Genomic DNA, 1,870 nt, shown 5'->3' with positions numbered 1-1,870 from the left:
AGCTGCGGCAACCGCAGCTCGCTCAAGCGCCAGTCGGCAAAGCCTTGGCGCGCCAGCACGAAGGCCGTGGCCTGCTCGCGCGGCGTGCCGGGCTTGAGGGCATAGGCAACGAAGCGGTCGGCGCCTTCGCGTTCGGTCTGCCACTGCAGGCGCTCGCCTGCGGGCGGTGGCGCGGTGCCATCTGGCGACGAGGCCGAGGGCTTGCGGTGATGCAGCGAAGGCAGCAGCTTGCCGTCCTGCATCGCACGCATCACGGTCTCGGGGCGGACAAAGGCGTCGATGGCCTTGTCGGCGACGAACATGCCCAGCAGGCCGCCAATGGCCGAACCGACATTGTTGCCATCCGAGCCGCCCATCTGGTCGGCCAGCAGCGTCGAGACCTGGCCTTTCAGGCTTTCGCGCAAGCGCGGGTAGTCGACATGCGCATTGAAGCTGGCCGCATCACCGGACTTGGCGGCAGACTGCATCTGCCACAGCGTGAGCCAGGGCGATTCGTACCAGTAGACGGCCAGCGCGGCGGCAAACACCAGCGCCAGCGCGGCCCAGGTCTTGGTCTTCATGTCCAGGCCTGTTCCCTGCGAGCGCTCAGCGCCGCCCGCCACGGTTGCCACCACCACCACCGCCGCCGCCCCCACGGGCCTGCCACAGCGGCTTCTTGCCCTTGAGCTGGCGCTCGATGCCGTCGTTCAGCTCGCTGCGCAGCGCCACCACCTCTTCCAGGTGGCCGTAGATGCCGGGGAAGCGCAGGTCCAGCCACAGCCACAGCGTGCAGGCGCGCAGCGTCTGCTCCATGCGGTCCAGCCGGCTGAAGCCGTCGACCTGGCCGAGGAAGTCCGGCCGGCCGGCCTGGCCGGTGCGGGCGTGTTGCCAGGCCCAGCCGAAGAACTCCTGCACCAGCGATTCGGTGCGCGTGTCCACGGGCGCCTGGGCGTAGATGAAGCGCTCCTTCAGGCTCAGCGTGCCGGCGTTGTGGTCCAGCTCGGCGGCCAGCGCCAGCATCTGCTCCAGCTCGGCCACCTGGAAGTGCGCGTTGTCCAGCTCCAGCTGGGCCATGAACACGCTCAGCACCTCGTGCAGCTTCTGCTTGCCCAGGCGCTGCGAGATGGTGCTGACGTGCCACCAGTTCGGCGCCACCGGTGCCTTGAAGTGCAGCGGCGCACGCGGCGTGCGGGGCAGCAGTTCCTTCAGCGAACGCGCCGCACCCGGCTCGGCTTCGTGCAGCACACCGGTGAAGCCTTCTTCGTGGATGCCGTAGCGGCCCGCGCGGCCGGCGATCTGGTGCACCTCGGACTCGCTGAGCACCCGGTCGCCCACGCCATCGAACTTGGTCATGGTGGAGAACAGCACGCGGCGGATCGGCAGGTTCAGGCCCATGCCGATCGCGTCCGTTGCCACCAGGATGTGCGACTCGCCAGTGGCGAAGCGCTCGGCCTCGCGGCGCCGCACCTCGGGCGGCAGCGCGCCGTAGATCACCGAGACCGGGTGGCCGTTGGCGCCGATCTGGTCGCGCAGCATCAGCACCTCGCGGCGGCTGAAGGCCACCACCGCATCGCCCTTCTTCAGCGCCGGAATCGGCACCGGTGCCTTCAGCAGCTCCACGTGCTGCTTGCGCTCGAACTGCCGGATGACCGGGCTCTCTCCGCACAGGCCCAGCAGGCTCTCGATGGCCGGCACCGCATAGGCCGAGCAGATGATGATCAGCTCTCGCGCCGGCACGCCGACGATGGCCTGGGTCCAGGCCCAGCCGCGCGAGGCGTCGAAGATCATCTGCGCTTCGTCGATCACGGCCACGTCCACCGCGTCGCGCGTGCCGACCATCTCGATGGTGCTGGAGACCACGCGCGCGCCGTTGGCCGGCACGTTTTCCTCG

Annotated in this window: 2 protein-coding genes; both read right to left on the bottom strand. The window is 69.4% G+C overall.

What is annotated here, in order from left to right:
• A partial coding sequence (locus FKP22_RS29000; protein WP_141291615.1) for a DUF2939 domain-containing protein occupies positions 1-560 on the bottom strand: 560 nt, incomplete at its 3' end.
• A 25-nt stretch (positions 561-585) separates the two neighbouring features.
• Positions 586-1,870 (bottom strand): helicase-related protein (locus FKP22_RS28995; RefSeq protein WP_259372473.1); only part of this gene is annotated, 1,285 nt, incomplete at its 5' end.

Source organism: Ideonella azotifigens (assembly GCF_006519715.1).
GTDB classification, from domain to species: Bacteria; Pseudomonadota; Gammaproteobacteria; order Burkholderiales; family Burkholderiaceae_C; genus Ideonella; species Ideonella azotifigens.
The sequence above is the reverse complement of the archived record's forward strand: the minus strand, read 5'-3'. Positions and strand labels throughout refer to the sequence as shown.